The 22360-nt window shown below is 52.9% G+C and carries 16 protein-coding genes and 1 pseudogene; 10 read left to right on the top strand and 7 right to left on the bottom strand.

All coding sequences use genetic code 11. The features are described from left to right. Positions 1-597 precede the first annotated feature (597 nt). The 8 genes and pseudogenes from potA (at position 598) to spo0A (ending at position 8359) form a co-directional block, all read left to right on the top strand. The gene (potA, locus tag B5F54_RS00275) at positions 598-1740 is read left to right on the top strand and encodes a spermidine/putrescine ABC transporter ATP-binding protein (RefSeq protein ID WP_087228852.1); all 1143 of its coding nucleotides are present in this window, start codon (positions 598-600) and stop codon (positions 1738-1740) included. After that, positions 1730-2549 (top strand): annotated as a pseudogene (locus B5F54_RS00270) (ABC transporter permease). Before potA ends, B5F54_RS00270 begins: the two are co-directional and overlap by 11 nt. Continuing rightward, positions 2546-3364, top strand: coding sequence for an ABC transporter permease (locus B5F54_RS00265; RefSeq protein WP_087228849.1), 819 nt, complete (start codon positions 2546-2548; stop codon positions 3362-3364). The pseudogene B5F54_RS00270 and the gene B5F54_RS00265 overlap by 4 nt, the downstream one beginning before the upstream one ends. Continuing rightward, positions 3361-4566, top strand: a complete 1206-nt coding sequence (locus tag B5F54_RS00260) for an ABC transporter substrate-binding protein (protein ID WP_242969600.1) — start codon at positions 3361-3363, stop codon at positions 4564-4566. The genes B5F54_RS00265 and B5F54_RS00260 overlap by 4 nt, the downstream gene beginning before the upstream one ends. A 108-nt stretch (positions 4567-4674) precedes the next feature. Continuing rightward, positions 4675-4962: a hypothetical protein gene (locus tag B5F54_RS00255; RefSeq protein WP_087228846.1), complete on the top strand. Its 288-nt coding sequence runs from the start codon at positions 4675-4677 to the stop codon at positions 4960-4962. Between the two features lie 117 nt (positions 4963-5079). Next, the gene (locus B5F54_RS00250) at positions 5080-5958 is read left to right on the top strand and encodes an aldose 1-epimerase family protein (protein WP_172749473.1); all 879 of its coding nucleotides are present in this window, start codon (positions 5080-5082) and stop codon (positions 5956-5958) included. A 259-nt stretch (positions 5959-6217) separates the two neighbouring features. Next, a complete protein-coding gene (spoIVB, locus tag B5F54_RS00245; protein WP_087228841.1) occupies positions 6218-7483 on the top strand; it encodes a SpoIVB peptidase in 1266 nt (421 codons plus the stop codon). A gap of 117 nt (positions 7484-7600) precedes the next feature. Next, positions 7601-8359 (top strand): sporulation transcription factor Spo0A, encoded by a 759-nt coding sequence (gene spo0A, locus B5F54_RS00240; protein WP_087228838.1) that lies wholly within the window; start codon positions 7601-7603, stop codon positions 8357-8359. A gap of 104 nt (positions 8360-8463) precedes the next feature. On the opposite strand, the gene B5F54_RS00235 is transcribed toward spo0A, so the two are convergent. After that, positions 8464-8883 (bottom strand): acyl-CoA thioesterase, encoded by a 420-nt coding sequence (locus B5F54_RS00235; RefSeq protein ID WP_087228835.1) that lies wholly within the window; start codon positions 8881-8883, stop codon positions 8464-8466. 344 nt (positions 8884-9227) lie between these two features. Here B5F54_RS00235 and B5F54_RS00230 point away from each other — a divergent pair, with 344 nt between their 5' ends. Both B5F54_RS00230 and B5F54_RS17230 read left to right on the top strand, forming a co-directional pair. Beyond that, on the top strand, positions 9228-15461 hold the full coding sequence (locus B5F54_RS00230) for a putative Ig domain-containing protein (protein ID WP_087228832.1): 6234 nt from the start codon (positions 9228-9230) through the stop codon (positions 15459-15461). 73 nt (positions 15462-15534) lie between these two features. Further along, positions 15535-15753, top strand: coding sequence for a hypothetical protein (locus B5F54_RS17230; protein ID WP_140400294.1), 219 nt, complete (start codon positions 15535-15537; stop codon positions 15751-15753). A gap of 254 nt (positions 15754-16007) precedes the next feature. On the opposite strand, the gene B5F54_RS00225 is transcribed toward B5F54_RS17230, so the two are convergent. The 6 genes from B5F54_RS00225 to speE all read right to left on the bottom strand — a co-directional run bounded on the left by B5F54_RS00225 (position 16008) and on the right by speE (position 22356). Next, positions 16008-16682 (bottom strand): PepSY domain-containing protein, encoded by a 675-nt coding sequence (locus B5F54_RS00225; RefSeq protein WP_087228829.1) that lies wholly within the window; start codon positions 16680-16682, stop codon positions 16008-16010. 93 nt (positions 16683-16775) lie between these two features. Beyond that, positions 16776-17651 carry an N-carbamoylputrescine amidase gene (gene aguB / locus B5F54_RS00220; RefSeq protein WP_087228826.1) on the bottom strand — a complete coding sequence of 292 codons (876 nt, stop codon included), beginning with the start codon at positions 17649-17651 and terminating at the stop codon, positions 16776-16778. A gap of 199 nt (positions 17652-17850) precedes the next feature. Then, a complete protein-coding gene (gene aguA, locus B5F54_RS00215; protein ID WP_242969599.1) occupies positions 17851-18987 on the bottom strand; it encodes an agmatine deiminase in 1137 nt (378 codons plus the stop codon). A 1-nt stretch (position 18988) separates the two neighbouring features. Next, complete coding sequence (gene nspC / locus B5F54_RS00210; RefSeq protein ID WP_191362348.1) at positions 18989-20125, bottom strand: carboxynorspermidine decarboxylase; 1137 nt, start codon at positions 20123-20125, stop codon at positions 18989-18991. A 5-nt stretch (positions 20126-20130) separates the two neighbouring features. Continuing rightward, positions 20131-21390, bottom strand: a complete 1260-nt coding sequence (locus B5F54_RS00205) for a saccharopine dehydrogenase family protein (RefSeq protein WP_087228819.1) — start codon at positions 21388-21390, stop codon at positions 20131-20133. Positions 21391-21498: 108 nt separating this feature from the next. Next, complete coding sequence (gene speE, locus B5F54_RS00200; protein WP_087229551.1) at positions 21499-22356, bottom strand: polyamine aminopropyltransferase; 858 nt, start codon at positions 22354-22356, stop codon at positions 21499-21501. Positions 22357-22360: the final 4 nt, after the last annotated feature.

The following is a 22360-nucleotide window of genomic DNA, read 5'->3' as shown; positions in this document are numbered from 1 at the left end:
CGCGGTTCATTTGGTCATTTATCCAGATAAAAGATGTTTAATAAAAGGTAGTTGGTAGGCCAAAAATAGAGAGGATACGCTCTCGCAAAGTTTCAATACAATCGGGACATAAAAATCCTTTTTGGCTGGTGAATCGGAAAGGTGTTTATTCACATAATGTTTAGATTTGAAAACGTACATCCGCAAGAATAGACAAGAAAATCGAAGGATTTCGAAAAATCAAAAAGATAATTTAAAAAATCCGCGAATTTTACAGAAAAATACAATCATATATTGACAAATGACGGTTTTACTACTATATTAGATTCGTTGCGTTTGCATCTAATACGGCGCGATGCAAATGTCCGCGCGGCGTCCTGCGAAGGGTGCCTGCTTTTGCGGCGTTTGTATGGGGCCGGAGGGGATGGGGCAGGTTGCCGGCATTCCCGAACCGTCAGCCTCGCTTCATTGCCGCAGTCATGTTTGATTGTGAAAAATCCTTTGCGGAGGGCAATGGGAACGGCACGGCTGCGCTTGCGTTTAGTACCGTGAATCATTTTAATCGTTGTTCCGGCTTTCACGCAACGAATTTTACCGCAAAGGGGATGCACTTTTCCAATGGGAGAGACACCAATCATCGAATTAAAAAACATCGCCGTTTCCTTTGATGGCGAGGCCGTTCTGAAAGATTTCAATCTCCGTATCCGGGGAGGCGAATTTGTCACCCTGCTTGGTCCGTCGGGATGTGGAAAGACCACGACCCTGCGGATTGTCGGCGGCTTCGTTCATCCGGACCAGGGCGATGTTTTTTTCAATGGCCAGAAAATCAACGATGTTCCACCGCACAAGCGCGAGGTCAACACCATTTTCCAAAAGTATGCGCTGTTCCCGCATTTGAATGTTTATGACAATGTGGCGTTTGGAATGCGGGTCCATGGCAAAAGTGAAAAGGAAATCAAATCGACCGTGAAGAACATGCTGAATATGGTCAATTTGAATGGCTTTGCGCACCGCAATGTCAATCGCCTGTCCGGTGGCCAACAGCAGCGCGTCGCCATTGCCCGTGCGTTGGCAAACCATCCGAAGGTTCTTCTTCTGGATGAGCCGCTGGGCGCGCTTGACCTCAAGCTGCGCAAGGATATGCAGGCCGAGCTCAAAAAGATTCAGCAGCAGACGGGAATCACCTTCATTTTTGTCACACACGATCAGGAAGAGGCGCTTTCGATGTCCGATACTGTCGTGGTGATGGATAAAGGAGAGATTCAGCAGATCGGTTCTCCGCAGGATATTTATAACGAGCCAAAGAACGCGTTTGTGGCAGACTTTATCGGGGAAAGCAATATTTTGGACGGCGTGATGGTTGACGACTATCTAGCCGAGTTTGCGGGGCAAAGGTTCCGCTGTGTGGACAAGGGGTTTGCGAAAAACGAACCCGTGGATGTGGTCATCCGCCCGGAGGACATCGATGTGGTGGCGCCGGACGAGAGCCCCCTCTCCGGTGTGGTGACCAGCGTGACGTTCAAGGGCGTGCATTACGAGATCATTGTGGATGTCGCAGGGTTTAAATGGATGATTCAATCGACCGACTTCCAGGAGGAAGGCAGTAAGATCGGTTTGCTTTTACAACCCGACGATATCCATATCATGAAAAAATCGGAATATTCCGGAATGTTCGGAGATTATACGACGTTCAGCGATGAGATGGATGAGGATATCCTTGCGTCTCAGAGGGAGGAGGCGGAAGAAGAGGATGAGATCTAAAACCGCTTCCATCCCATATGGAATTTGGATGGCTATTTTTATTGTTGTCCCCATGATTTTGGTGGTGATTTTCGCATTTACCGATAAAAGCGGCCGGTTCACGCTGGAAAATATCGCAGCTGTAGGACAGTATTCCAATGTTTTTTTTGCGCTCCATTTGGCTGGGTGCAATCGCCACAGGGATCTGCCTGCTGGTGGGGTATCCGCTGGCCTATATCATCTCACGCACCGGCGCACGTGTGCAAAGCGTACTGGTGATGCTGGTGATGCTGCCCATGTGGATGAACTTTTTGCTGCGCACCTATGCGTGGATGACGCTCTTGGAGGACAACGGCATCATCAATACGGCGCTTGCCACGCTGGGATTGCCAAAGCTGCATATGATCAATACGTCCGGCGCGGTGGTGCTGGGCATGGTCTATAACTATATCCCCTATATGATCCTGCCGTTGTATTCCGCCCTGGCCAAGATGGACCATTCCGTCATCGAGGCGGCGCAGGACCTCGGCGCCAACCAACGCCGTGTGTTCACGAAAGTGATTTTCCCGCTCAGCATGCCAGGCGTCATTTCGGGGATTACGATGGTGTTCGTCCCCGCAGTGAGCACCTTCATCATCTCCAAGATGCTGGGCGGCGGATCAAACCTGTTGATCGGCGACCTGATCGACATGCAATTCCTTGGAAGCGCGTACAATCCCAATTTGGGGTCGGCTATTTCCCTGGTGCTGATGGTGCTCATCCTGATTTGTATGGGTATCATGAATCAGTTCGACGACGGCGAAACGCGCGGGGGAGGGCTGATGATATGAAAGTTGCATCGAAAGTATACACCTTCCTGGTTTTTCTTTTCCTATACGCGCCGATTTTTGTCTTGATTATTTTCTCCTTCAACGATTCGGATACAATGAGCCGTTCGGTATTTTCCGGCTTCTCGCTGCGGTGGTACGCCCGTCTGTTTGAAGACCGCATGATTATGGATGCGCTCAAAAATACGCTGATCATTGCGGTTGTTGCGGCCGCGGTAGCGACCGTACTTGGCACGGTTGCGGCCATTGGGCTCAATGGGATCCGCAACAAATGGGTCCGCCGCATGATGATGAATGTCACCAACCTTCCGATGGTCAATCCGGAAATTGTAACAGGCGTTTCCCTGATGCTCTTGTTCGTCTTTGTGGCCCAAAGCTTGGGAGGGCTTTCCCTCGGGATGTTGTCCCTGATTTTGGCGCACATTACGTTTTGTACGCCCTATGTGGTGCTGTCCGTCCTGCCAAAATTGCGGCAGATGGACCCGCACCTCTATGAAGCGGCTCAGGATCTGGGCTGTGATCCGCGGCGGGCGTTTTTCAAGGTGGTCCTTCCGGAGATTATGCCGGGCATTGTGACTGGCATGATTATGGCTTTCACCCTTTCCATCGATGACTTTATCATCAGTTACTTTACAAGCGGCACCACCCAGACGCTGCCGATCTATATCTATTCGATGACCCGGAAGCGGGTAAGCCCGGAGATCAATGCACTTTCCACCTTGCTGTTTGTGGCCGTTTTGTTTTTGCTGGTGATTGTCAATCTGCGCCAGGCAAGGGACAAGCGCGCGCAGGAGAGAAAGGAGGGCCTGGAATCGTGAGTTTCAAAAAGCGTTTTCTGGCTCTTTTTGCGGCGGCGCTCCTTTTGCTGGGCATGTCCGTCCCTGCTGGGGCTTCCTCTGAGGAAGAGGAACCGGCTGCACCGAAGCGTGGCGTCACCATCAATGTCTACAACTGGGGGGAATACATCTCCAACGGCGTGGAAGGGACGCTGGATGTAAACGCGGAATTCACCCGCCGCACGGGGATTGACGTGAACTACACCACCTTTGATACGAACGAATCCCTCTATTCTAAGCTGGCCGGCGGCGGGGCCAATTACGATGTGATTATCCCTTCGGACTACATGGTTTCCAAGCTGATCGAAGAGGGGTATTTAGAGAAGCTGGACTTCGATAACATCCCCAACTTCCAGTACATTGACGAGCAATACCGCAATCCCGATTACGACCCGACCAACGAATATTCCGTGCCTTACACTTGGGGTGTCGTGGGAATTTTCTATAATAAGAACTATGTGAAAGAAGAGATCAACAGCTGGAAGATCCTGTGGGATGAAAAATATGCAGGAAAGATTTTGATGTTTGACAACCCGCGGGATTCCTTTGGCATTGCGCAGAAACTGCTGGGATATTCCTTTAACTCCACGGACGAGCGCGAGTGGCAGGAGGCGGCCATGCTGCTGAAAGAGCAGAAGCCGTTGGTGCAGGCATATGTGATGGACCAGATCTTTGATAAGATGGCGAACGGCGATGCGTGGTTGGCGCCGTACTACGCGGGAGATGCGGCCACGCTTGTGGAGGATAACCCAGACATCGGTTTTGCGATTCCCACCGAAGAGGGGACAAACTTCTTCGTGGATGCACTCTGCATCCCAAAAGGGGCTGCTCATAAAAAAGAGGCCGAAGAGTACATCAATTTCCTCTGCGATCCGGAGATTGCCGCCGCAAATGTGGATTACATCGGCTATTCAACCCCGGAATCGGCGGCAAAGGAGTTGCTTCCGAAGGAGACCGTAGAGAACCCGATTTTCTATCCGCCGCAGGAGATTCTGGACAATTCCGAGGTGTTTGTCAACCTTCCGGAGGAAACCAGCTTACTGTTGGATTCCCTCTGGGCAGAGGTAAAGATGGGCGGTCCTGGAGAGACAGCCACGCTAGTGGCAATATTGGCAGGTTTTTTACTGCTCTATATTGGGATTGTCGTCTATAAAAAGATCAAGGCAAAGCGAGAATTGCAATAGATATATCCCCCGGCTTTGGCTGGGGGATTTCCATTTTGAAGAAGCTTCCCCAGCAGGATCCTGATTCCTGCCGGGTTAGAAGTCGTACGTTTGAAAGGATGGTACAACATGGAGCGATTGACCAAGAGAGAACTCCCTGAAAGCCCTTGGCGGGTAGAGCCCGCCGCAGTGGAGCGCACGGAATTCGGCTACAGTGGGACGGCAATCGAACGATTGGCCAAGTTTGAAGACATCTTGGAAGCGGTTTTGGAGGAGCAGGGGCGTTTAGGGCCGAAACTGGAACAAATGCGCATCGATGGAAAGACCCATTCGTATCAGTTTAAGGAAATGATGGGAAAAAAGCTGATGAATGCACATCTGTTGGCGCTTTTCAAAACACATGGGATTATGGACTGAGAAAGAGGATTGCGGTTTCTATAGGAGAATGATACAATAAGAGGGACAAGACGTGTAATGGGGCGTTTTCCGGCCGCCCAAAAGACGCGCGAAATTAGAGAAAGGGGAAGGAAGTATATGCGCACAAAGATTCAAAACAAAACGGCCAGTGCAGAGATCGAGTCCCTGGGTGCCCAGCTGATGAGCCTCAAAAATGCGGAGGGGACGGAATACCTCTGGCAGGGGAACCCTGCATTTTGGAGCAGCCGCGCGCCGGTGCTGTTTCCTACCGTGGGAAACGTACGCGGTGGGACAACGATTATCAATGGAAAGCCCTATGCGCTGAAGCGCCATGGGTTTGCCCGCAATCTGGAGCACTCGGTGTTGGATTCCGGCGCAAATTTTATTGCGTATTCCCTCAAAGACTCAGAGGAGACAAGAAAGCTATATCCGTTTGTCTTTGAACTGCGGGTCACTTACCGGTTGATCGAAAACGGACTTACAACGGAATTTGCGGTGTTTAACCGGGGGGATGAGGAGCTGCCGTTTGGGATCGGCGGCCATCCGGGATTCCGTTGCCCGCTGGTTCCGGGGGAGCGCTTTGAGGATTACCGCATCCTGTTCGAAAAAGAGGAGACGGCCGATTGCCCGACCATTGACATCCAGACAGGTTTGATCGACTTCAATAAGCGCCATACGGTTCTGCGCGGGGAGCGGGAGATCTCCCTGCGGCACGATTTGTTTGTCAACGACGCGCTGGTATTTGATGCGCTTCAATCCACCAAGGTGAAGGTGGTCAGCCGTGTTTCGGGCCGGGGAGTAGAGATGGATTTCGCTGGCTATCCGATGTTGGGCATCTGGTCGCCGTTGGGGGAGGCGCCGCTTGTTGCGCTGGAGCCCTGGGCGGGATGCGCGACGGCCAAGGATGAGGACGACGTGTTTACCCATAAACGGTATCTAAACGTATTGGAGCCGGGAGAGAGTAAAGTCTTCACCTTTACGGTCAAGCTTTTATAAAAATTTGAAATTTGGATAGATTATCCCTGCCATTTTACAGAAATTCCTGTAAAATGGCAGGGATTTTTGATGTACCTTCTCTTTCCCGCAAAACCAATCCCACCCAAAAACCTCCTGAGAATGCCGTAAACCTGCGCCGCTTTGCCAAATTGTGACGGAATAAAAGAATATTGCTAACATATCTTTCACGCAGCGAGGCAAAGTAAGAGATGCCGGTTCGGATAAGAGCCGGCAGGCGGCGTCGAAGGAGGTGAGACCAATGAGACCGTCAAGGAAACATTATGGGAAATATCTGGTTTTTGCGCTGACCGTGACAACCGGTCTTTTGGTGAGTATGGTCGGCGTTGCGCGTTATTTTACCCCGAACGAATATTATGTGAAACGAGGAAACCAATTGCAGTGGGATTCACAGTGGATTTCCCTGGAAGACCCTTACAATGAAGGCGATTTGCCAGCGGGGACAGCGACTTCGTCGAACGAGACCTATCGTGCGGAGTTAATGCTCTTTCACACGGTTCCGGTTAAAACCGTGGACGTAAAGGTGGTGGAAGATCGGGAAGTAGCGCTTTGCGGCACACCGTTTGGGATCAAGATGTTTACCAATGGTGTGATGGTTGTCGGCGTGGCAGATATCCAAGGGGAAGATGGAACGGCGAATCCCGGGACGGACGCCGGATTGGAAGCGGGCGACATCATCACCGCTCTGAATGGGCATCCGGTTAACCGAAACGAAGAAATCGCACAGGCGATGGAAAAGAGCGCGGGAAAGCCTGTGAAAATTGCTTTTCTGCGCGAGCAGGAATCTATGGAGACGACGCTTCTTCCAGTCCGCTCCAAAGTAGATGGGACCTATAAGGCAGGCCTTTGGGTCCGCGACAGCACGGCGGGAATTGGTACGCTGACCTTTTACGATCCCTCCACGCAGGAGTTTGCAGGACTTGGCCATGGAATCTGCGATACGGATACCACCGAGCTGATGCCCCTGCGCAACGGGGAGATCGTACCTGTTACCATCAATGGCGTGGTTAAGGGACAAAAGGGCGCCCCAGGAGAGCTGCGCGGGTATTTCAATACGGATGTCCCCATGGGGACACTGCACGCCAATCTCAATCAGGGGGTCTACGGGCAATTGAATAGCGGCGCTGTGGAAGAACAAAAGCTGGCCGGGGATACGGTCTGCGTTGCCATGAAGCAGGAAGTTCAGGCCGGGGCCGCGCAGATTTTGACCACTGTGGACGGCGGCGAGCCGCAGTTTTACGATGCTGTGATCGAAAAAATTAGTTATCACCATACGGAAAGCAGCAAAAATATGGTCCTCCGGATTACGGACCCCACCCTTTTGAGCACCACCGGAGGCATTGTGCAGGGGATGAGCGGAAGCCCGATCGTCCAAGATGGCAAATTGGTGGGCGCCGTTACCCATGTATTTGTCAATGATCCGACACGCGGATATGGGATTTTTGCAGAGAACATGCTCGGCACCTGTCAGAGCGTGTTGGGAGAGGTAGAAACAACTGCTGCGTAAACGAATGTTTCCAGAGTATATTTCCCCCTAATAAGAAAAATATTTTTACAAGCTATTGCCAATTTTACCAATATATGGTATTATATCAGCACAATCAATCTATTAGGGGGATTTCGTATGGAAAAGCGGTTAAAGGTATTGGTTTCAAATGACAGTGTAGAATTTCAGCAAGAATGCGGCCAAGTTCTGGAGGATTCCGGGATGGAATTGATTTATACGCAAAAAGATGGCGTAAAATTGCTGGAGAAAATCGAAGCAATCCACCCCGATGTGGTCCTTGCCGATCTCTTCATGCCCCGTCTGGACGGCATCGGTGTGATGCATGCGGCGGACAAATTGGGACATCAAAAGCCATTATTTGTAATAATTTCCAATTTTACCAGCCCGACTTTAGAGCGTGAAGTGATGACCTCCGGCGCTGCGTATTTTGCGGTTTCTCCGTTTAATGCATCGGAACTTGCAGAACGCATCGTTCAGATTGTTGGTTTGACGGAAGGTGCCCTTCAACCGGAATCGGAGCCATCTTTGGAAATCCAAGTCACGGAAATTCTGCACCAGATCGGCGTTCCCGCCCACATCAAAGGATACCATTACCTGCGTGACTCCATTATCATGGCAATTGAAACACCGGAAATTATCAATGCGGTGACGAAGCAGCTCTATCCAAGTGTTGCAAAGAAATACGACACGACCAGCTCCCGCGTAGAACGCGCCATTCGCCATGCGATCGAGGTTGCATGGGATCGCGGAGACGTCGATATTCTCAACAGCTATTTCGGCTATACCATCCACAACACGCGCGGGAAGCCAACCAATTCGGAATTTATCGCAATGATCAGCGACCGTCTACGCCTGCATATGAAATCTGCCAGCTAAGTTGCGAATACTCGCTTTTTGGGGATAAGTTGTATTCAAAAAGGCCCTCTCTTCTGTGGAAATCGTCCACGAAGGGAGGGCCAAACTTTTTAAATTGGACAGTTTTATGGTTCTTTGATGGCTTCCATCTTTTGATAAAGCTCTGGAAAATGTTTTTTCATACTCATGGGACGGAACGTTTTGGCGTTGACCCAAGCGTGGAGGGTGGAGCCGGTATTGATCGGCTTGTCCTCGCCCTGCTTGAAGACGCGGTAGGCAAAACGGATTCTGGATGGGGTCAATTCGGCGATGGATGTTTCGACCGTCAAGACGTCCTCATAGCGGGCGACTCCGATGTACCGGCAGCTGAGTTCCACAAGCGGCGTCATTACCCCCATGCGCTCCAATTCCGAATACGTGATGCCCGTCTCTTTAATGAGGTCCGTCCGGCCGATTTCATACCAAACCGGATAATTGGAATGGTGTACAATGCCCATCTGGTCCGTTTCCGCATAACGGACGACCACTTGGCTTTTGCTAATCATAGAATCCCTTCTTTTATCAATAATTTCAAGATTACGATCCGATTTTATCATATTTCCCCGTATGGAATCCAGTATAAAATCTATCATAAAAGTGATATTTCCTGTTGGATATTTTGTAAAGGGAGGTTCAAAAAGTAAATAGGAATCCAGCAAAAGATAATGGGATAATAGGAATTCAGATTTATAAATGTAATGAAATAATTATAATTATTGACTGTTTTACTATAATATGTTAATGTTTAACTGTATGAAAAGCTGGTAAAATATTTTTTACGAGGTCTCAAAAGAAAGGAGGTACTTGGGATCTCAACTTTGCGAATTTTTAAGAAGAAAGGGGAAATTGTATGAAAAGGTGGAAAAAATTTATCAGCTCCATACTCGCAATTGCCATAGCCACCAGCACCCTTCCAGCTTCTTTCGTATCCTTTGCACAGGATATTTCCTTTAAGATTGAAGCGGAGACGGGCTATATGGTGGACCGCGACGGCGAGAAGCTCGATCAGGCACCTGCAACGGATGATCAACATGCCAGCGGAGGGGCGTACTATGGTCATTTTGATGACGGTGCTGGCAGAGGGCTTATCCTGGAAAATGTATCCGAGACGGATGCAACATCGCTTTCCATCAAGTATGCTTCTTATAACCAAGGGACCTTCGATATTTATATCAATGCGTCCGAGGAGGCGTACCAACTAGCATTTATCGCTACGGGTGACTGGTATATGGACACCGGGAGAGAGGTTTCTGCGAACATAGAAATTCCGGCCGGTGCAACCATTAAGATTGTCCCCAGCCGGCCCGCCAATATTGATTACATAACGTTGGGGAGCCGGGCGGCGGACTCCGAGTTGATCGAAGCGGAAACAGGGTATATGGTCGACCGCAACGGCAATCAAATTGATCAAGCGCCTGCTACAGACGACCAATATGCCAGCGGCGGCGCCTATTACGGCCATTTTGATGAAGGCGAAGAGAAAGGGCTCGTGCTGGAAAATGTGACCAGCACCGCCAAAACGTCGCTTTCCATCAAATATGCTTCTTTCAATAACCAGGGAACCTTTGCCATTTATATCAACGATGAGGAAAGCGCTTACCAGCTTTCTTTCAGCGCTACGGGCGGTTGGTATATGAACACTGGAAGGGAAGCATCCGGCTGCATTGAAATCCCTGCTGGTGCAACCATTCGAATTGTCCCCAGCCGTCCTGCCAACATCGACTATATTGTCTTGGGAACCGAGACCGATCTTCCTGCCATTCCCAATGAGGATGACTTTGTCTTGATTGAGGCGGAGACGGGCTACATGGTGGATCGCGGTGGCAATCGAATCGACCAGGCCCCCGCGACCGATGACGAATATGCCAGCGGTGGCGCGTATTACGACCACTTTGACAGCGGCGAGCGCAAAGGTTTGATTTTGGAAAACAATACCGGTGAAGATAAGACTTCCATTGCGATTCGGTATGCTTCCAAAGGGTATACTGGAACCTTCGACCTCTATATCAATGATTCCAAAACCGCGCGCCAGCTCGCATTTACGTCGACCAGCGACTGGTATATGAATACGAGCAATATCGTTTCCGGCCGCATCGACATCCCGGATGGCGCAACAATTAAAATTGTCCCGAGCAATCCGGCGAACATCGACTATATCGTTCTCGGAAATGACGAGACGCTCCCGGTGATCCCGGAAGAAACGGTTTCCCGTGAGCAGGAGCTTGCCCGTCAGATGGAAACGGAAAGCATCGTCCTTGCCCAAAACGACGGCGTCCTGCCGCTCTCTGAGGACACCAAAATCGCGGTATTCGGAAGCGGACAGCTGGCGCCGGCCACCGGCGGTTCCGGTTCAGGAGCGGCCAACGGGGAATACACCTCCAACTTTATTGATGGGCTGTATGAACTGGGGATCGAACCGTATCAGGAGCTTTTGGAGTATTACGAAGAGCGCGTCCATTCCAACCGGGATATCGACCATGGCTGGGATACCAGCACAGAATATCCGGACGAATGGGGTACCCCTTTGTATTCCGGGACAAGCTGGTCGCACGCCGCAGGGGTCAATACGCCCGACGTCAAGTTGGATAACGGGGAAATCACCGACGACGGAATCGTCGCAAGGGCTGCGCAAGAGAGCGATGTCGCCATCGTCTACATCACCCGTACTACCGGCGCAGAAGAGATGGACCGCATCGAGCAACCGGGCGACTGGAACTTGAACGCATCCGAGCGGGTGCTTCTGGAACAGGTTTCGGATAAATTCGATCGGATTGTCGCCATTCTCAGCATCAATGGGCCGATCGAAATGTCGTGGGTAAAGGAATACGGCGTGGATGCCGTCATGATCTCCTATGCAAGCGGTTCCCAGAATGGGTACGCCATGGCGGACCTCGTTTTTGGCAAAGAGAACCCGAGCGCCAAGCTTGCGGATACCATTGTCGAGACTTATGACGAACATCCTACAGCGGATACCTTTGGCTACATTACATATTCGGAGATGGGTCTGGATGGCGAAGCCAACCATACTGCGTTTGGCGATGAGGACCCGATCAGCCCCTATCTGGAAAATATTTATGTCGGCTACCGTTACTTCGATACCTTTGGCAAAGAGGTGCTCTATCCCTTCGGAAGCGGGCTTTCCTATTCGGATTTTGCCTTTGAGGATATGGACGTCGGCTTGAACGCTGCGGACAAGAGCATCACCGTCAGCGCAACCATTGAAAACGTTACGGAGGACCCGTCCATTGTCCCCGGCAAAGAGGTAATGGAGGTCTACGTGTCCATTCCAGACGGGAAACTGGAACAGCCCTATCAGAAGCTGGTCGATTACGAAAAGAGCGAAGAGCTTGCGGCCGGCGAATCCCAGCGGATCTCCATCGATGTCCCGCTGAAAGACCTTGCCTCTTATGATGAGGAACGTGCTGCCTATATCCTCGAGCCCGGCACCTACTATTTGCGCGTCGGTTCCTCTTCGCGGGATACCCATATCGCAGGCGCGTTTACAATCGAGGATACCATCGTTGTCGAACAGTTGACCAATCAATTGGTCATGTCCGACGATGCAAAGGCGTTGTTTGAAGAAAAAGCATTGACAAAAGAGGGGGCGACCCCCATCACGTATGACGGCGAAGCGGAAGAGATGCAGAAGGCAGAGGCAGAAGCGTTTACCGTCACCGCAGACGATGTGGAGGTAAGCCTGGAAGCCCCCACAGTCACGGAACCAAGCTTCCGTGAGCTTCCGGAGGATGAACCGGTCCATAAATTCTCCGAAGTGCAGTCCGGGGATATTTCTCTGGAGGACTTTGTCGCGCAGATGACCGAGGATGAGCTCATCACCTTCCTGTCCGGCGGCAACTACCGCAAAGACGATGGTGTGGGCTATTCGGACGACAGCGGCATCCCGGAGAATTTTGCTTCCAAGGCTTCCGGCGTTGGCGGCGCAGGACAGACCCGCAACATCGAGCGCTTTTCCATCCCGTCCATCACCTTTGCCGATGGTTCGGCTGGAATTGGTTATAGTGCGATCCCAGGCGTCCGCGATAAAAACATCGGCTGGCCGCGCGCAGCGGCGATGGCCTGCATCTGGAACAAGGAACTTCTGCGGGAGTTCGCGGTCGAGATGGGCAAGGCGATGCTGGACATCAATGTCGATGTATGGCTGGCGCCGAGCATCAACTTGCACCGCAATCCTCTGGGAGGACGCGGCAACGAATACTATTCGGAGGACCCGATCCTTTCCGGCCTCGTTGCATCGGTCGTTGCGGAAGGTGTGGCAGAAAGCGGTGTGACAGTCTGCTTAAAGCATTTTGCTGGAAACGACCAGGAGTATTACCGCCGCGGCGTCATCAACGATACCACGGAACAGAATGGCACCAGCCGGGATGCCATCAACGTGATTGCCACCGAACGGACCTTGCGTGAGATCTATTTGAAACCGTTTGAGATGGCTGTAAAGACCGGCAAGGTCATGAATGTCATGTCCGCCTTTAATAAGATCAATGGACAATACTGCGCGTCCAATGAAGGCCTTCTCACCGATATTCTGCGCGGGGAATGGGGCTTCCAGGGCTTTGTAGTGACCGACTGGGGCGACTATGACGTCCTTGCGCATGAAGGGCATGCTTTGGCGGCCGGCAATGACTTGAACATGCCGGGCGGCCACAGCCGGTACTGGATTACAAATAAATACCGCGAGAGCTTGGCGGATGGCAGCCTGACGCTGGATCAGATGCGGCGCAGCGCCTATCGCCTGTTGAACACCATTCAATCGAGTGCACTTTCCTCCATGCCGGAAAAGCACAATTTTGCAAGCAATCTGTCGATTCAATCCACAACCTTGCCCGATGCAAAGATCGGGTTTGAATATTCGGAGAGCAAGGTCAACCCGTTGATTGCCGCTGGAGGGAAAGGCTCGCGCTATTCCTTCCAGGTTGCTGCGGATTCCCCGGCGCAATTGCCAGAGGGCATCACGCTGCGGCCGAACGGAGCGTTAACCGGCATTCCCGCCGCTGGGACGGAGGGAAGCTACGACATTAAATTCCAGGTCACGGATAATACCGGCGCCTCGGCAACCAAACAGCTCACCTTGACGGTGAACGGCGAGCTTTCTATTGCTCCGGAAGAACTGCCGGTTGTTGTGCTGAACGAAGCTTACGAACAGAAGCTCACCGCAAGCGATGCGCAGGGAAATCCCGTGGATGCGATTTTTACCACCACGGATGCTCTTCCCACTGGATTGACCCTTTCCGAGGATGGCACGATCCGCGGAACCTGCACCGATATTGGCGACGGGGTATTTGATATCACCATTTCGGTCGTTTCCAAGGACGGCAGCAAAACCGGAACGGTGTCCTATAAGTTGGACGCCATTTCGAGCACGGCGCAGATTGCCACGGAGTCCCTCGAAGATGCCGTTCCCGGCGAATTCTATAGCTTTGCGCTGTCGGCGGACGGGGGCGTCCAGCCCTATACCTGGGAAGTGAGCGCTCTGCCGGAGGGCTTCGTCCTGCACGACGGCGCCATCAAGAGCGGAAGATTGTCCGGAAAGGACTTCTTGGAGCAGACGGTTCCGGAATCTGCCGAAGGTGTTTATGAAATCGAGGTCAAATTGACCGATTCCATCGGCTACGAGGATACCAAGACTTTCCTGTTGAAGGTTGGAAACCCGGACGAAGAGGCCTTTGCGATCACGACCGGCTCCCTGGAAACTGGACGGGTTGGCGCCAGCTATGAAACGGTGTTGACTTCGATCAATGGGGAAGGGGATGTTCGCTATACCTTGGCGGAAGACAGTGATTCTTTGCCAGATGGAATGACTCTTTCAGAGGATGGAATCCTTTCCGGCACACCGTCCCTGTTGTCTTCCAATCTGTATCGCATCGTCATCCGCGCAACCGATGGGAGCGGCAGTACCTGCGATCGCACCTATTCGCTGTATATTGCAGGCCAGCTTACCGCCGATCCTGCCGCCTTCCAAGTGCTGAATGCATCGGAAGGAAAAGCGTTCAAGCAGAGCTTTTCCGCGACCGGTGGGTATAACAATGAGTACAAATTCGAACTGGCGGAAGGAAGCAGCGCACTGCCGGCCGGCCTGTCGATGACTTCCGACAGCTCCGGTATGACCATTTCCGGAACGCCAGAACCGGGAACCGCCGGCACGTATGAGCTCCTCATTTTGATGGATGCTGCGGAATTTGGAGGAAACCCGGTCACCAGCGTGATCCCCTACACGCTAGTTGTGGAGCCGGAGGAGATCAATCTGGCACTCGAAAAAGACGTCTATGCCAGCTCCTACATCGATATGCCGCCGGAATGGGCGGTCGACGGCAATATGGGCACCCGCTGGTCCTGCTACTGGCAGGATGGGGACGTTGACACGCCGTGGCTGACTGTGGACTTGGGCGCAGATTATGCTATCTACCGGGCTGTCATCTACTGGGAGACCGCACAGGCGAGCGAATACGTGATCCAGGTCTCGGACGACAATGAGACGTTCACCCCGGTGGACGTGGTCGGGCGTTCTCTCAATGGCAACACCCATACGTGGGAAATCGAGGCTACCGGACGCTATATCCGGATGCAGAGCATCAAAGCGGCTACGAAGTGGGGATCGTCCATCTTTGAATTTGAGGTGTACGGGACTCCGGCGGAAGAAACGGATTATAGCATTGCCTCAAAAACCTATGCGATAGATGCAGAAAACGCCATTGTTTCTGGCATCCCGGCGAAGACGACCGCAGAGGATGTCCTGTCCGAATTGACTTGCCAGGCACAAGATGCAACGATTCAAATAGTTGATGCGTCTGGAGAAGCCCTAGATGGCGGTGGCATGGTTGCTTCTCAGATGAAGGTACAGGTTGTCGCTCACAATGAAGTCAGAAAGGAATATGTGGTTTCCGTGCTAGGCGATTTGGATGGATCTGGCGGCCCAAGTGAGGCGGCTATCGAACAAATCCAATCTTACATCCTCGGGGATGCTTCTTTGAATCTTCTCCAAGCATTGAGCGCGGATGTCAAGCCGGATGGAAAGATCAATGTGCAGGATCTTGTTTTGATAAAAAAATCGATCTTGCTCGGCCAATGACTCTTGCAAATCCTAGTTAGATAACCTTTAAATGGCCCCTAAGCCCCTTATACAAGGCTTGGGGGCCAGATGAATGAAGCAGACCAATGACTATGCGGCGATTCCCTCTAAAATAGAACATCCAGATATGGAAAAAAGGCGGTATTCCGATCCCGTGCGAAGGGCACATAACCGGAATATCGCCTTTTCTTTTGAAGTTGATAGGAGAGAGGACTGCTTTAAAAAGATCCTTGCTGTTTGTTGCTGGCACGCACGATTCCTTCCAGCGTGGCCAATCCATCGGATACCATGAGACCATTTCGTGGGATGGGCTCTTTTACATTGGCCCATCCATGTTCGTCCAGTTGTATACCGGCAATTTCCGGTTTATGATGGAATTACAAACGTAAAAACCGGCTTGCCTTAATCAAATCCGGACCTGTCCCCGGTTCTTCGTACCGCCGAAGAAGCAGGGAATGGCAAGAGATGTTCTGGCCTTGTTTGAACCGTTTATCTGGCTAAGGACAGCGCAGCGTTCGCCGTTTGCCAACAGTTGCAATTGATCGTTTAATCCCGAAGATCCGCGTTCCAATCGAAGATAATCCCTGTTTTGGGGTCCATTTCAAATTCATATTTCATGTTGTTATAGGACAGTTCACCCTCGTACCGGCCGCGGCTATCGCCATGTTTTTCCCCAATTTGAATCATATCTGGAGAGGCACCGGGAACTTTTGCTTGGATAATAGCACGGGCTTCCTCTAATGTTACGGCCTTTCCGCCAAGTGCGTCCAGCCATTGTTCATCAACCTCATAATCGGCCCCCACGATCTGACCGCCGGAAATTGACACTTCGAAGTCGTAATCTCCATAATCAGTTTCAAATTCAATATCATAAATAGGGATGTCATGATCTCCGTCCCGCTCTATCTTTACATGATAAGCATCTTCCTCTGGAACACCAGCGTTGGCAAGGGCAATGGATAAGGCTTCTTCTTTGTCAATTGCTGAGGAGAAGATCTCTTCCTGCGAACCGCTGTTTCCTTCAAGTAGCACAGAACCGGCTGCTTCACTCTCAATAGAAGCATCATCTAGGGTAGATGGGATGTCCGATAAATTCACAGAGACAGGATTCCTTCCTGTATTTTGGAAGAATGTAGCCCCTTTTAGATGACAACCTGTAAAAGTGGTGGAAACGAAAAGAAAGGCTAACGCTGTAACCCATATATGTTTTTGCTTGTTCATGAAATTCTCCCCTTACTCGTTCAATTGACCAGTAAAAGCAAAATAACCGGATGTACAAGTTTATGAGGCCACGCAACAGGCTGGAACAACTATTTATTCGCAGATCGCGCCATAGCACTCCGGCCGGCGGTCGCGGAACATCCCCCAGGAAAGCCGCGCCTCCCGGATCGCGGCAAAATCGTACTGTGCGCACAGCACGGCGTCGCTTTCGCGCCCGGCCTGCTGCAAAATGGCGCCGGTCTCGTCGGTCAAAAAACTGCTGCCATAAAATTGCAGTGCAGAAGTCTGCCCGCCGTTTTCGGGGCAAGGGGTGACACGTTCGAGCCCATAGCGGTTGGCCGCTACCACGGGCACGACATTTGCCGCCGAATGGCCCTGCATGGCGCGCTGCCAATGGCCGGCGCTATCCACTTCCAAGATCGGTTCGCTGCCGATGGCTGTGGGGTACAAGAGCAGGTCCGCACCCAGCAGCGCCATGCAGCGCGCCGCTTCCGGGAACCACTGATCCCAGCAGATACCGACGCCGATTTTGCCATAGCGGGTGTCCCATACACGGAAGCCAGTATTGCCAGGCGTAAAGTAAAATTTCTCCTGATAATAGTGGTCGTCGGGAATGTGGGTCTTACGGTAAACGCCCAGGACGCGTCCATCGGCATCGATCATGGCGATGGAGTTAAACAGCCGCGTACCGTCGGCCTCATAAAAGCTGACGGGCAGCACAACGCCCAATTCTGCCGCCACAGCGCGCAGACGCTGCACAGCGGGATTTTCGCTGACAGGCGCGGCATAGCTGTAATATTCGTAACGGCGCTCTTGGCAGAAGTAAGGGCGCTCAAACAGCTCCGGCAGGAGGATAATCTGCGCACCTTTGGTAGCCGCCTGGCGCACCAATGATTCCGCATGGGCCAAATTTTCGCTGGGGTCTTCGACACAGCGCATCTGCACGGCGCTGACAGTAGTAATGGGCATGGGTTCCTCCTTTTTGTTTACGGACGATTCAATGATAAATGTGGTAGTATCTACAATCTACGCGAAGGATGCTGCGTACCACAAGCGGGCCCCTTGTGGCACAGAACAACATGATTTTCGTCAAAACAGGGCAGCTTCGACTCACAACCTTGGAAAGCATATAGGGTTATATGAAAGTGCCTCTTTTGCGAATAGAAATTCATAAGGCGGACATTCCGCCGTGTTTATCCGTGGCCGGGACCTGCTGCGTAATGCAGTGGATGTTGCCCCCGCCCAGCAAGATTGCGCGCGCGTCGATACCAATGACACGCCTGGTGGGGAAGGCTTCGCGCAGGATCGCCAGTGCATGGGCGTCGCTGGCAGCATTTTCTCCGCCAAACTGTGGCACTAGCACCGCGCTGTTGGCAATGTAAAAGTTTGCGTAGCTCCCGGCCAGACGGTCGCCGGGCTCGCGCATGTCCTCGCCGGGGGCAAAATCGTAGGCGGCGCAGTCGGCCTCGGTGCACAGGATTGGATGGTCGGGGATGGGCAGCAGACGCACCTTCAATTTGCGCCCCGCTGCATCAGTCACACCATTCAAATAGTCCAGGCATGCCTTTGACATTGGATACTGCGGGTCAGCTTCGTCGCCGGTCCAAGCTAACACGACCTCGCCCGGCGCTGTGAATGCACAGACGTTATCGACATGCTCGTTTGTCTCGTCCAGGTAAATGCCGCGCGGCAACCACAGAATCTTGCGGATGCCAAGATAGGCAGCCAACTTCTGCTCGATCTGCTCACGGGTCAGGCTGGGGTTGCGTCCAGCACTCAGAAGGCAGGCTTCAGTCGTCAGAAGGGTACCTTCGCCGTCCACGTGGATGGAGCCCCCTTCCAACACAAAATCGCCTGCATCGTAGCAGTCGACGCCCAGCGCCTCGCATAGCGCGGCGGCTACAGCGTCGTCCTTATCCCAATTGGCATACAGGCCGTCGACCGTTCCGCCCCAGGCATTGAACCGCCAGCTGATCCCGCGCAGCGTCCTGCCGTCGGTTACAAACGTCGGCCCTACGTCGCGCGCCCAAGCGTCGTCGCTCTCAATTTCGTGTACGGTTATGCGGGGGAGGTCCGCCACAGCTGCGCGGGCGGCGGCCGCATCTTCGGCGCCGGCAAGCAGGTGGACATCCTCGCCCTTGCTGATCTCGCGGATCACGTCCAGAAAAGCGCACTGTGCTGCCAATGGGTTGCGTCCCCAACTACCGGGGCGCACGGGCCAGATCAGCACGGTGGCGCTGTGAGGGGCAAATTCGGCAGGCATAGTAAAACCGTCTGCGGTGGGCAGGGTGCGTAACAGTGCCATGTCAGGAAAGCCTCCCTTTGAAATCTTCATAGCCGAACCGCCGTACCATTTCGCAGCTGCCGTCTCTGCGGCGCAGGGCGATGTCCGGCAGCGGCATGCCGTTAAAGGTGTTGTTTTTGACCATGGAATAGATGGCCATGTCGCCAAATACCAACCGGTCGCCGATTTTTGGCATCTCATCAAAGCTGTAGTCGCCGATCACATCTCCGGCCAGGCAAGTGCGCGCGCCCAGACGGCAAGTTACGGCTTTTTCGCCAGGCTCCCCAGCGCCGTACAGCGGCGGACGGTAGGGCATTTCCAGCACATCCGGCATATGACAGGCCGCTGATGCATCCAGAATCAGAATTGGCATCCCGTTCTCTACAACATCCATCACCGTGGTAATCAGTGTGCCGGAATTCAGAGCAATGGCCTCGCCGGGTTCAAGGTACACTTCAACACCGTAGGTTTCGCGGATGCGCCGGATCAGCGCCTCCAATGCGGCAAGGTCGTAGCCTTTCCGGGTGATGTGGTGCCCGCCGCCCAGATTCAACCAGCGCAGCCCGTGTAGAAATTGCCCGAACTTTTTCTCGAACGCTTCAAACGTCTCCACCAACGGCGCAGCATCCTGTTCACACAACGTGTGAAAATGTAGGCCCTCGACGCCCTCCGGCAGGGCATCTCCCAGCGCGGCGCGGGGAATCCCCAGCCGCGAACACGGCGCACAGGGGTCATAGATGGCGTGGCCTTCCTGCGTCGAATGCTCGGGATTGACCCGCAGCCCAACACTAACCCCCGCCGCCTGCCAGACGGGGCGGTGGTGCTCCAGCTGGCGCAGCGAGTTAAAGCTGATATGATCGCAGATTTTGCACAGCTCGGCCATCTCTGCGTCGGTATAGGCGGGGCAGAAGACGTGGTTTTCGCCGCCAAGCTCTTCGTGTGCCAAGCGCGCTTCGTATAGGCCGCTGGCCGTTGCGCCCGAGAGATAGTGGGCAATGAGCGGGTAGACCCGAAACATCGAAAACGCCTTCTGCGCCAGCAGGATATGGCAGCCGGTGCGCTGCTGGACACCCTGCAAAATTTCCAGGTTGCGGATCAGCGCGGCCTCGTCAATTAGATAGACCGGGGTGCGCAGTTCTTCCATCGAGCAGTTTGCCATGGCGCTCACTCGACGGTAGCGGGGGCCTCATCGACCACCCACGGCAGTCCATACTGATTCAGCAGGTCCATGAACGGGTCGGGGTCCATCTCTTCCAGATTGAAGACGCCCGGCTTCTTCCACGCGCCGTTCACAACCAGCGCCGCACCGATCATGGCCGGTACGCCGGTGGTATAGCTGATGGCCTGACTGCCAACTTCTTGATAGCACTCCTGATGGTCGCAAACGTTGTAGATATAAATGGTCTTTTCCTTGCCGTCCTTGATGCCGGTAAAGATACAGCCGATGTTGGTCTTTCCCTTGGTGCGCGGGCCGAGGGTGGCCGGGTCGGGCAGAAGGGCTTTCAAAAACTGAATGGGCACAATCTCGCGTCCCTCAAACATGACGGGGCTGGTCGACAGCATACCGACATTCTCCAGACATTTCATATGGGTCAGGTAGCTCTGGCCGAAGGTCATAAAGAAGCGGATGCGCTTGACGCCGGGGATGTTTTTTGCCAGCGACTCGATCTCCTCGTGGTGCAACAGGTACATGTCCTTTTCGCCAACCTGCGGGAAATCGTAGGTGCGGTGGATTTCCATGGGCTTGGTTTCCACCCAGTGGCCATCTTCCCAATAGCTGCCGTTTGCTGAAACCTCGCGCAGGTTGATTTCGGGGTTGAAATTGGTGGCAAAGGCATAGCCGTGGTCGCCGCCGTTGCAGTCGAGGATATCGATGGTATGGATCTCGTCAAAATAATGCTTGAGGGCATAGGCCGAGAAGACGCTGGTGACGCCGGGATCAAAGCCGGAGCCAAGAATGGCGGTCAGGCCAGCCTCGCGGAATTTCTCGCGGTAGGCCCATTGCCAGCTATAATCGAAGTAAGCGGTGAAGCCCTCCTCCTTGCAGCGCTTCTCATAAACAGCGCGCCAGGCGGGGTCATCGGTGTTTTCCGGCTCGTAGTTGGCGGTATCGATATAGTCGACGCCGCAGGCCAGGCAAGCGTCCATGATGGTCAAATCCTGATAGGGCAGCGCGACGTTCAGTACGGCGTCGGGTTTGTACCCATTGATGAGGGCTTTGAGTTCTTCGACGTTGTCGGCGTCCACCTGTGCGGTGGTGATTTTAGTGGTGGTCTTTCCGGCCAACTTTTCCTTCAGTGCGTCGCACTTCGAGACCGTGCGGCTAGCAATGCACAGCTCCGTGAAAGTCCCGCTGTTTTGGCAACATTTCTGGATGGCGACCGAGGCGACGCCCCCGCAGCCGATAACCAACAGTTTGCTCATGAGATACACACTCCTTTTATCATTAGCAGAGATTGGATAACGAATTCAGATGAAAAAGATATTTCCAGGACAGTATGGGGGAGGAAAACTGCCGTTCAACGATCTGGCCTACCCGTTCTCTTCTTCCTCCAAAAGTTCTTCGACATAACGTGGCAACATAAAAGCCCCACGGTGCAGATGGGTTGAGTAATACCACGTTTTGATGTGGCGGGCATTCCAGCGAGCTGCGTTAAAATCCTTCAGTGGATGATATTTTTTCGACGCAAAGCCGAATAGCCAGTACCCCGCCGGGCAGGTGGGAATATGCGCCTGGTATACACGGCTGATAGGGAAGCTGCGGTAAGCACGCTTGTGCATAGCGCGGCAAGTTTCCTCGTCCTCGTCGTAGAAGGGGCTGCCGTGCTGATAGACCATGATGCCATCCTCGTGCAGCGCTTTAAAGCAGCTGCCGTAAAACTCTTTTGTGAAAAGCCCGGCCGCGTGGCCTAAGGGATCGGTACAGTCATTGATGATCAGATCATAATCGTCCGATTTGGTCCGCAGGAATTTCAGCCCGTCCTCGTAGAAGATACGCACACGGGAGTCGCGCAGGCCGCAGGCATTATCCGGAAAATATTTACAACAGACGTCCACGAACAGCTTATCCGGCTCGACGACGTCGATTACTTCGATCTCGTCATACTGCGAAAGTTCGCGCGCGACGCCGCCGTCACCGCCGCCCAAAACCAGGACGCGGCACACATTGGGGTGGACAGCCATCGGGACATGTACAATCATTTCATCATAGGTGAATTCATCTTTTTCGGAGAAGATGACGCTGCCGTCCGACGTCAAAAAGCGACCGAACTCCGGTGAATCAAACACGTCGATGTGCTGGAATTCGCTCTCACCGTGGAATACCTGTTGCTCGACGCGGATGCTCAACTTGACGTTGTCGGTGTGCAATTCACCGAACCAGAGGTCCATATTC

This window comes from Anaeromassilibacillus sp. An250 (assembly GCF_002159845.1).
GTDB classification, from domain to species: Bacteria; Bacillota; Clostridia; order Oscillospirales; family Acutalibacteraceae; genus Anaeromassilibacillus; species Anaeromassilibacillus stercoravium.
The sequence above is the reverse complement of the archived record's forward strand: the minus strand, read 5'-3'. Positions and strand labels throughout refer to the sequence as shown.

What these genes read in the sequence shown, in the direction of transcription:
- potA (WP_087228852.1), top strand. Translation starts at nt 598, where the DNA reads ATGGGAGAGACACCAATCATCGAATTAAAAAACATCGCCGTTTCCTTT.
- B5F54_RS00265 (WP_087228849.1), top strand. Translation starts at nt 2,546, where the DNA reads ATGAAAGTTGCATCGAAAGTATACACCTTCCTGGTTTTTCTTTTCCTA.
- B5F54_RS00255 (WP_087228846.1), top strand. Translation starts at nt 4,675, where the DNA reads ATGGAGCGATTGACCAAGAGAGAACTCCCTGAAAGCCCTTGGCGGGTA.
- B5F54_RS00250 (WP_172749473.1), top strand. Translation starts at nt 5,080, where the DNA reads ATGCGCACAAAGATTCAAAACAAAACGGCCAGTGCAGAGATCGAGTCC.
- spoIVB (WP_087228841.1), top strand. Translation starts at nt 6,218, where the DNA reads ATGAGACCGTCAAGGAAACATTATGGGAAATATCTGGTTTTTGCGCTG.
- spo0A (WP_087228838.1), top strand. Translation starts at nt 7,601, where the DNA reads ATGGAAAAGCGGTTAAAGGTATTGGTTTCAAATGACAGTGTAGAATTT.
- B5F54_RS00235 (WP_087228835.1), bottom strand. Translation starts at nt 8,883, where the DNA reads ATGATTAGCAAAAGCCAAGTGGTCGTCCGTTATGCGGAAACGGACCAG.
- B5F54_RS00230 (WP_087228832.1), top strand. Translation starts at nt 9,228, where the DNA reads ATGAAAAGGTGGAAAAAATTTATCAGCTCCATACTCGCAATTGCCATA.
- B5F54_RS17230 (WP_140400294.1), top strand. Translation starts at nt 15,535, where the DNA reads ATGAAGCAGACCAATGACTATGCGGCGATTCCCTCTAAAATAGAACAT.
- B5F54_RS00225 (WP_087228829.1), bottom strand. Translation starts at nt 16,682, where the DNA reads ATGAACAAGCAAAAACATATATGGGTTACAGCGTTAGCCTTTCTTTTC.
- aguB (WP_087228826.1), bottom strand. Translation starts at nt 17,651, where the DNA reads ATGCCCATTACTACTGTCAGCGCCGTGCAGATGCGCTGTGTCGAAGAC.
- aguA (WP_242969599.1), bottom strand. Translation starts at nt 18,987, where the DNA reads ATGGCACTGTTACGCACCCTGCCCACCGCAGACGGTTTTACTATGCCT.
- nspC (WP_191362348.1), bottom strand. Translation starts at nt 20,125, where the DNA reads ATGGCAAACTGCTCGATGGAAGAACTGCGCACCCCGGTCTATCTAATT.
- B5F54_RS00205 (WP_087228819.1), bottom strand. Translation starts at nt 21,390, where the DNA reads ATGAGCAAACTGTTGGTTATCGGCTGCGGGGGCGTCGCCTCGGTCGCC.
- speE (WP_087229551.1), bottom strand. Translation starts at nt 22,356, where the DNA reads ATGGACCTCTGGTTCGGTGAATTGCACACCGACAACGTCAAGTTGAGC.